This window comes from Tannerella sp. (assembly GCF_030528505.1).
Taxonomy (GTDB): domain Bacteria; phylum Bacteroidota; class Bacteroidia; order Bacteroidales; family Tannerellaceae; genus Tannerella.
Window position 1 is genome coordinate 1 of sequence record NZ_JAUMYS010000094.1, and the last position, 9,008, is coordinate 9,008.

3 protein-coding genes are annotated in these 9,008 nt (G+C 46.5%); all 3 read right to left on the bottom strand.

The genetic code is table 11. The features are described from left to right. Positions 1-341: 341 nt before the first annotated feature. Entirely contained in the window at positions 342-3,878 is a 3,537-nt protein-coding gene (locus Q4A89_RS11220; protein WP_303185572.1) for an InlB B-repeat-containing protein, read from the bottom strand. Positions 3,879-4,782: 904 nt separating this feature from the next. Continuing rightward, complete coding sequence (locus Q4A89_RS11225; protein ID WP_303185574.1) at positions 4,783-5,835, bottom strand: ribonucleotide-diphosphate reductase subunit beta; 1,053 nt, start codon at positions 5,833-5,835, stop codon at positions 4,783-4,785. 31 nt (positions 5,836-5,866) lie between these two features. Then, the gene (locus Q4A89_RS11230) at positions 5,867-8,407 is read right to left on the bottom strand and encodes a ribonucleoside-diphosphate reductase subunit alpha (RefSeq protein WP_303185575.1); all 2,541 of its coding nucleotides are present in this window, start codon (positions 8,405-8,407) and stop codon (positions 5,867-5,869) included. Between the last annotated feature and the right edge of the window lie 601 nt (positions 8,408-9,008).

A 9,008-nucleotide genomic window follows, 5' to 3' on the forward strand; every position in this document is an offset into this window, starting at 1 on the left:
GGCGGAGGGCTGTAAGCCTGACATATTCCAATTGTTAATGGTTAATTGTCAATTGTTATGCATGGTACCCGCCGAATCATGTACCCGGTATGACAATTAGCCATTGACAATTAACAATTAAATAATGGTACACGCTGAATCATGTACCCAGTATGACAATTAACAATTGACAATTAACAATTAATTAATGGTAAACGCCGAACAGTGTATCGCGTAATTTGGGATTAAACCGAAACATGAGTAAAAGGAATAGAACACAAAAACGGCTGCCCTTTCCACTCCGGAAACAGCAGCCGCTTTTGAATAATTATGCCTCCTCAGAAGAGGAACAAACCTCCGGTTTACCGAAGGATCACCTTGTAGCTTCGATCAGCGATACGAACAAGATAGATGCCCTGAGGTAGAGGAATCGCCGTCTCACCGGCATTTACCCTGCGAGTATCTACCAACTGACCGTTGAGATCATAGATACGAACGTCCGTAGATGCCTTCACACTCAACAGTACGTGACCTTCGTACGACCATACTTTTTCACCCGAAATAATCGCCGACGAAGTCGTATTCGGATCTACCGCCAACACAATTCCAGAGGTCACTTTGATGAGTTTCACCGTTACCGAACCGTCTTCGTTTTCCGTCATCTTGATACCGTCTTTATCGCGAATCGGATCACCGGTCGTAATTTTAAGGCGTTCGATCAAGCGTTTCTTTTCACCGGCCTTCAGCACGTTTCCAGTCTGTTCTTCTTTCACGGTAAACGTAAAGTCATCGCCCGTATTTACATAATGGATACCGGGAGCCGGTTGGAAGATCAGACCTTTGATGGTCGGAATCACGATTTCACGCGATACTTTCGGGAAAGCGATATTGGGTGCATATTCATAGGCTCCGATATCCACGCGATCGTCAATGATACGGCTCAGCCCTGACAGATCATACGGAATACCTTTATGATAAACGCTTTGGCCGAGAGTCGGAAGATGTGCATCACGTGTCTTTTCGAAAAGAACATAACGATTGTAACCTTGATTTTCCGCAGCACTACCGGCTCCTAAACGATAGTCTCCTTCACGCATGCTACCATCTTCGTCGAAGCCTCTTCTTCTGAAGACCGGGCTGCCGTCTACATTACCGCCCTGATCGGCGCCCAATGCAACATCCCAGCCAGCGCGGTCTTTTTCGATCAAGCTAAAGCTGAATGTCGGCATACTGCTCTTGTTCGATATGTTCGGATACTTTCCGGCACGGTTATCCCAAAGGATCGTATTACGAACATCCGGATTCGAGCCGTCATTATACAGCCCACCACCTTCACCAGAAGCCAAATTACCGCTAATCGTTACATTCGTCAAACGAGGATGAGCCGAACGGTTATACATCCCGGCACCATCGTTGGCCGTATTGCCGCTAATCTCCGTATTGAAGATGACCGCATGACCACCGTCACCGTTATAGAGACCGCCGCCCTGATCGGCGCGATTGTTACGGATGATACAGTTGGCAATCGTTACCTGTCCGTTCTTGTTCAGGATACCGCCACCTTGTGTCGCATTTCCTTGCTCAACGATAAAGCCGTCCCAACGCATACCTTGGCTTCCTTCGATTACAATCACCGAAGAACCGCCGTTGCTGCGTTGCAGAATCGTCTGATTCGAAGCAAACACCCGTTCATGCAGATAGCTTTCCCAGGCACCGAAACCACCGTACACTTCTACACTGTCGTATTTCATTTCATACGATTTACCCTTCGGCGGAGTGTATGTACCACGTGCTACCCATACGCAATCGCCGGCACGCGCCTTATCAAGTGCCTGCTCAATGCGACGATAAGCATTGGCCCACGATGAGCCGTCCTCGCGACCTCCCTGCACATTCTGGTCGACAAAGAAGCCGTTATATTTCTCACTGATCGTGATCGAAGCAGCAAGCTCTTTCTTACATATCAAACCGCTCGGCAAAGTAACCGCTATTTCTACGCTGACATCCTTCTTGCCTGAGGTTCCGAACACAACATACAAAGAATCTCCCTTCATCGAGTGGGTCGTATCGCCTTCGGCAAGTGACCATTTATAACTTACCTTGCGACCTGTCGTATCCATTTTTACATAAAACTCCTGTTTCCTTCCAATTTTGGCCGGAATATTGTTATTATTTTTGAGTTCCTGTTTTCCTTCAAAGGCAAATAACACCTTAAACGTATCTTCTACGCTCACCGTTCCGTAGTCGGTAGTCAAAACATACGTACCCGATTTTCCGGCATCAAAGGTCTGCGCCTTTCCTACCTCTTTCTTTTCCGTAGCCGATATAATATATTCCCATTTATACCCTTTGGCTCCAGGCAAACCTTTGAGTGTAAGCGGAGCTTCGCAGGTTGCCGTATCGACCACCAGCTTCTTGTGCCAATGAGCATGGAACGTCAAAGAATCCTGTGTATATACTCCGTTGGCATCCTTAAGCGGAATATCTACGGCCATCTGTGTCGTTGGAGCAAACCGATCGTTCGTCCAGCCTACAAATGTATAACCGGCGCGTGTCGGCGCGTGTTCTACTTTTATCGGCAAAGTTTCGATCGTATACTCCGTCGGATTAGGAGTTCCCGGAGCCATCCCTCCATAAAGTTCATAGCCGATACCAAAACGTTTGACTCTCCATTTAGCTGTGATTTTCACATCACCACCTGCAGAACTGAGAATGATCGGAGCCCCTGCTGAGAAATCCGTATCAAGGGTATTCCAACCGGAAAAGAAGTATCCTATACGCTCAGGAGATGGTTTTACTTCAATACTTGGATTAGTAGCAGGAGGAGCAGGAAGAGTATACCCTGAAGGATATTTATTGAGCAAATCGGGCTTGTTGGGTACTTCCGGCATTTTACCGCCCGGGGTTGTTTTATCGTCATTAAAATCATATTCGATCTTCCAGCCCTGCAACTCCATCTCGGCCGTAAACGTCACATCGCCTTTTACATCTACCGTCGTATACCAGTTGGCATCACCTGCCGGGCCCGAAGCTGCCGGAACAGCTGCCTCACCGGCTTTCAGCGAAGTAAATCCTCCATGTTTCCAGCCTTTAAATTTATACGAAGCGTCCGATGGGGTTACTGTCACTCCCGCAGCAGGTTTCGTACCATAATCAATTACCTGATCATTTCCATCCGTCAATGCGCCTCCGGTAGCAGGATCAACTACAAATTTAACCGTGCAGACGGCACGCTGATGAAAAGTGCTGTTTGTCACAGAAACATACTCATTGGTTCCGTCCGCATCCATGTTTCGCGTTGCGACTTCTACCTCCCCTCTCGTAAGCATCATATCTACCCATTTGGTTGTTACAGTTGCTTTATTCTCCATCACATTCTGGTAATAAGCTGCGATTAAAGGCACTTTGAGCTTCACTTTAAAGGTTACGGTCCTATTTCCCCCTCGCGGTACATTCATCAACTCCCAACGTATCTTACGAGTGTTTGCGTCAAACACTCCATTATTATCTGGGCTTCCAACCAATTCAACACCTTCAGGCAAAACATCTTCAATAACTATAGTCGATAATTCATGAGGTGCATATTCTCCTTGCCTCAACTGTACATTATCAGTACGGGTCGCAACAAATTCCCCTCCACCATAAAATTCAGGAGCTGCATTAACCGCATTAATTCTATATTCAATTTCATCACCAAGGATTACTTTCACCGGCATAGCAGATGTTCCATTGTTTGCTACCCCATTAACCGACGCACTTTTCGTACTTTCAAAACCGAAACGAGTAGAAGCGTAGCCACAAAATTCTTCGTCCACTGCAGCAGCCCTCGTGGAGATATCATAGCTCTGTGGTGCCATGGGTTCCATGGGGTAAATATAGTTACATATTTCAACTCTCAATTCACCCCCTTTATATTGGGTTTCGAACGTATATTTTATACTTCTTAAAAAATTCTGCACATCGGACGCCGACACGCCAGACTCATTTTCAAAAATTTGAGTATAAGGAACATAGTATAATATCGGTTTCGACACCCATCCGGAAGGCAGGGAATACGTGGCAGTTCCTTGTTTAAAATCAAGCTTTATGGACTTGATCAGCACCCCCGCACCCGCATTAACGCTTACATTCGGAAAAGTATAATATACTCCCGATCCGTCTTCATGCCTGACAGCATCACCTAAATTTACACCTATAGCACTCTGCGCATGCGACAACACAGCAAAGCCTAACAAAAATAAAAAAACAGCGAATAATTTACCTCTCATAATTAAAAATATTTAAGTTAATGGCCGCAAAGATACCCCCATCAATCTGCTTATGCAAGTTTACCGTATTAAAAAAAGCAAACAAAGAAATTTAAAACACAATCTTCTTTTGTCTTATTCAACAGATCATCGATCGTTTCCTTCAGAATGGTGCGTATTGATCAAGGTTTTCATCTTACCCTAACATCGCGATACCGTATACGAAGAAAATTCGTTTTTCCCGAGTGGAGTACTTAGAGACTAAGAAAATCTACTTTTTGAGATTAAAGGTAAAATATCATGGCCTTACATTCAGAAAAGGGATTTAACCAGAGAATAAATCGTTGGCTATATAAAATGTTTGAGTATGGCGGTGTGTCATAACGGGCAAACTGCTTCGTTGCTTGCGGAATGAGAGCTCGGTCACATACCTTAGTATGCTCCCTCACCCTCATCCTTAGCGCCTTGCTTTTTACCCATTCTTACACACCTAAAGAGGGTGTGCCCAAACATTGCATTTTGACACACTCTCACACCCAACACAAAACATTTTCTATTACAGATCGTCGACCAGCGCACTCGATTTGGCATAAGCCGTAGAACGCGCCTCGAAGAAGTCGGTCTTGATCATATTCGCATTCGAATATTGCGATACCCACGACATAGAAGCCGGTTCGGAACGATATCCCTCGAAAAGAGGCTCAAAGCCTAGCGAGGTAACACGCAGATTCCCCAAATATCGGATGTAATCACGTATCATTTCGGTAGTCAGTCCTTCGATTTTATCGCCCAGCACATATTCTCCCCACTTGATCTCTTCCTCCACACCTTTGGCAATCATGGCGCGGTATTCTTCAATCAGTTCGGGGGTAAACATTTCTGGGCACTCCTGTTTCATCTCGAGGATGATGTTGCGGAAGAGCCACAGATGGGTATTTTCGTCTCGATTGATATAGCGAATTTCCTGTGCCGATCCGGGCATTTTACCGTTTCGTCCGAGGTTGTAGAAAAACATGAATCCCGAATAGAAATAAATACCTTCGAGAATGTAATTAGCGATAAGCACACGCATAAACTGCTCCACGCTTTTGTCTTCCATGAAAGCATTGTAAAGATCTCCGATGAATTTATTGCGATTCAGCAGCACCTCATCGTCCTTCCACTGATAAAGAATGGCGTCACGCTGTTCGGGCGAGCAAATGGTGTCGAGCATATAACTGTAGCTCTGCGAATGCACGGCTTCCTGAAAAGTCTGGATATTCAGACAGAGATTCACCTCACTTGCCGTGATATAATCGCTGATATTCGGAAGGTTGGCCGTCTGGATACTGTCGAGGAAGATAAGGAAAGACAGGATTTTGTCGTAGGCCGTACGCTCTGCCTCACTGAGCTTGGCGTAGTCCTTGAGGTCTTGATTCAGATTGATTTCTTCAGGAATCCAGAAGTTGTTCATGGCTTGACGATACCAGTCCGAGACCCATTTATACTTCATGTTATTGAAGTCGTTCAGATTAGTCGTGTTACCGTTAATCATGCGTTTTTTCGACAGTTCGGTATCACCGTGCTCGTTGAAGAGCGGTTTGCGCTGAATGGTTTGTATATGACTCATGATGATATATATAATAATGTATAGTTAAAAATCAGGAGGAGCAGGATTCGCATTCTTCGACTTCGAGCGACTTCGAGCGCACGTAGTAGATGGTTTTAAGGCCGCATTCCCATGCTTTGATGTAGAGTTCGAGCACTTGACGTAGAGTAAAATCGTTTGTAATATAGAGGTTCGTACTCTGCGACTGGTCTACGTGTCGCTGTCGCACGCCTGCCGCGCGGATGCTCCATGTCTGGTCTATCAAATGTGCGCTTTTATAGAGCCACCACGTCCGGTTGTTCAGGTCGGGAGCAACACGAGCGATTGTAGAACCTTTCTTTTCTTCGAGGAAGAAACGATTCATGATAGGGTCGGTACAAGCCGTCGTTCCGGCAATGATCGACGTGGAACTGGTAGGAGCCACAGCCAGCAGGTAGCCGTTGCGCATCCCTTTCGTACGCACTTCCTCTGCCAATGCATCCCATCGCGGCGTTCCCTCGTATTGGCGCAGCCGGAAATAGTCGCCTGTCTGCCAGTCAGACCCTTCAAAATATTCATAACCTCCCTTCTCGGCCGCCAGTTCGGCACTGGCCTGAATGGCGTAGTAGTTGATCGTTTCCATCAGCTTATCGGCCAGTTGGAGATGCTCTTCGCTCTCCCAGGCTATGCCTTTCTTCGCCAACAGGTGATGATAGCCCATGACGCCGAGCCCGATAGGACGGTAGCGGCGGTTGGTGATACGCGCATATTCGATGGGATAGAAATTCAGGTCGATCACATTGTCGAGCGCACGGACGATAGTTCTCAATACGTGTCTTACCTCCTGCTCGTCGTCAAAATTGATCTTGCTGACAACAAGCGAGGAGAGGTTGCAGACCACAAAATCGCCCGGACGCGACTTCTCCACAATGACCGTATCCCCATCAGACGTAGTTACGACTTCGGTAGAAACGCTTTCGATGGCCGACATGTTTTGCGCAATCTCGACACAGAGATTCGAGGAGTAAATCATTCCTTTATGCTTGTTCGGGTTGGCGCGGTTCACCGTATCGCGGAAAAAGGCAAAAGGCGTACCCGTTTCAATGGCCGACTTGAGGATGAGACGAATCATATCTTTGAGCTGCACTTCGGTCTTGGGGATGCGGGAGTCGTTCACGCAGTCGTGATAGCGTTTCTCCCACTCCTCACCATAGTAATCTTCGAGCTCATAGCCCTTGATACTTTTGATTTCGTGCGGACACATCAGGTACCACGGCTGATTCATATCCTCGCGCACCATTTTCCAGAAAAGATCGGGGTAGCAGACGGCCGGAAAGACATCATGCGCTTTCATGCGGTCGTCGCCGTTATTCGTGCGAAGTTGCAAAAAGTCAAGAATATCCTTGTGCCAGACATCGAGGTAGCAAGCCACCGCACCGGAGCGCACGCCAAGCTGATCGACAGCCACGGCCGTATCGTTCGCCAGCTTGATCCATCGCACGACTCCCCCCGCCGCGCCTTTATAGCCGCGGATGTCGCTACCATTGGCACGTACCTTTCCGAAATACAACCCCATGCCGCCTCCGAACTTAGACACATTGGCAAAATTCGTGATGCTGCGGTAAATCCCGTCGAGCGAGTCGGGCACGGTGTCGATAAAACAGCTCGACATCTGATAATGCGGTTTGCGGGCATTAGCCATCGTGGGCGTAGCCATCGTCACCTGCAATTTACTGAGGATATCATAAATATCGCGCACAATTTGCTGGCGGTTCTGTTGCTCTTTCATGGCCAGATGCATGGCAATGCCCATAAACATCTCCTGCGGTGTTTCGAGTTGCTCGTGCGTAAAGTTACGTATCGTGTAACGGCGCAGCAGCAGGTCAAGTCCGCTATATGTAAGCAGGTAATCACGCTCGGGAACAAAGAATGTTTCCAGTTCGTCGATTTCTTCTTTCGAGTAGTGCTCAAGGATGTACCGGCCATAGTATCCTTCGCGAGTAAGATAGGTAAGTTTATCAAAGAACGTGCCGATTTTAAGCGCTTCCATCTTCCTGCCAACGTGCAATTTGCTCTGAAAGCTCAATAAACGGCCGGCAATAAACTCCCAATCGGGCTCTTCGGCCGTGATACATTCTACGGCCGCACGGATCAAAGCTTTCAAGCACTCGTCGGGCGTCATAGTCGCCTTGTGGAAGGAGCGGTATTTCATGCCCAAGGTATCGAACGACTTGTTCAGGTGCGGAAAATCTTTCTGTATATCTTTCAGTACGCGGTGCATGCCCTCGTGCGTGACCGTTTCTTCTATTTCGAGGATGATGGCGCGGTACTTCGCCCGCTCTTCGCGATACAAAATGAAACGACGCGCCTCACGATAGAAGCCGCTGCGCATCAGTTCAATCTCCACCACATCCTGTATCTGTTCTACTTTGATCGCGTTCTCCTTCGCAAGTTCACGGAGCCGATCTTCTACATTTTCGATCAACCGGGTCAAGGCTTTCTTAGGGCACTCTTCATCGATACTCGCAAAGGCGGCACGTATCACACGCTTTATTTTCGAGACGTTATATCTCTCTTTCGTACCGTCCCGCTTAATAATATTATTGAATTCCATTTTGTGTTATGCTGTGTTTCTTGACGGCACAAAAGTACATTAACCCGGAGAGAAAAACAAACCGTTTGGTTTATTCCCGACAGATGCTCCTGGCATCCAAACATCTTCAAAAAGCATTTGGATAGAGAGTCTTTAGCCCATAAAACTTCTTAAAAAATATTTTCCGTATCACTTCTATTGCCCAATCATCCCAATCTACTACTTTTGTATGACCTCCTTTCGGAAACCGAACGACGAAAGCAATCAACACAAAAAAACGATTGATTCGACACAATTACATCAAATTTTCAGTATACATTCCGGACTTTTTACTTCCAGCCTAACCATTATTGGCGACAGACACCTGAAATTTCCCCCAAAATGGGGATTGTGGAGCGTGATAAGCCGCCGTATCTTTGCGGTGTGAATTTTTAAAAGATCGCAGCAGATAAAAAATCGTTTTTATACTGGATCAGTTAAAACAATAGTAAACCACGTAAGTCAAATAAATTTCTTTTCAGGAATCGGCCGTAAGTGATTACCGTCGGTTCCTTTTTTTATAACAGGAGAAATCAAATGATTGCTGTCCGGTAAAAGAAAAACCTTCTTTTGGTCGTCTATC

What these genes read in the sequence shown, in the direction of transcription:
- Q4A89_RS11230 (WP_303185575.1), bottom strand. Translation starts at nt 8,407, where the DNA reads ATGGAATTCAATAATATTATTAAGCGGGACGGTACGAAAGAGAGATAT.
- Q4A89_RS11225 (WP_303185574.1), bottom strand. Translation starts at nt 5,835, where the DNA reads ATGAGTCATATACAAACCATTCAGCGCAAACCGCTCTTCAACGAGCAC.